Source organism: Noviherbaspirillum sp. ST9, from assembly GCF_048799745.1.
Lineage (GTDB): Bacteria > Pseudomonadota > Gammaproteobacteria > Burkholderiales > Burkholderiaceae_D > Noviherbaspirillum.
The window spans coordinates 1-573 of sequence record NZ_JBLWFR010000160.1 but is presented as its reverse complement, the minus strand read 5'-3'; the positions used below and the strand labels follow the sequence as shown (position 1 = coordinate 573).

At 39.3% G+C, this 573-nt stretch carries 1 protein-coding gene; it reads right to left on the bottom strand.

Annotated elements, in window-relative coordinates:
- The coding region (locus ACNOHI_RS25300; protein WP_420477485.1) for a sensor histidine kinase at window positions 1-573 on the bottom strand (573 nt) is incomplete at both ends.

Sequence of the window (573 nt, the reverse complement as noted above, 5' to 3'; positions counted from 1 at the left end):
GTATAAACAAGATAACTCTCAGACAGCGACTGAAAAATATAGTCTCTTATATCGTGATTGTCTTCAACCACCAGCACAATGGATTTACCGTTAGCTGGTTTTCCTTTATCGTTTACCAAATGTTCCTCCGGAAGTATAGCATCCAGGTGTATTGCATTTGAGTAAGTATTTCCGGTTTTGAGCCTCAATCGGAAAGATGAACCTTCACCAAGTTTACTGTCCACAAATATCTCTCCTTCGTGGATCGAAACAAGGTTTTGGACCAGCGCCAGTCCGATACCCGTTCCTGATACATGTTTGTCTTTTCCAACCTGATAATATCTTTCAAATACTTTAGGTATCGCATCGGCAGGGATGCCACTACCTGTATCACGAACCTCTATTTCAGTATAATCTATGCCGTTCTCACTAACATATCTGAGAGCGAGCAAAATACTTCCCGCTTGAGTATATTTAAAAGCATTTGACAGTAAATTTTCCAAAATCGTCGTGATGATATCCGGATCGAAGTAAAGAAAAGAGTGTTTACTTTCGGTAATGATTTCGAAATGTATATTCTTTCTGGTGTTAAGC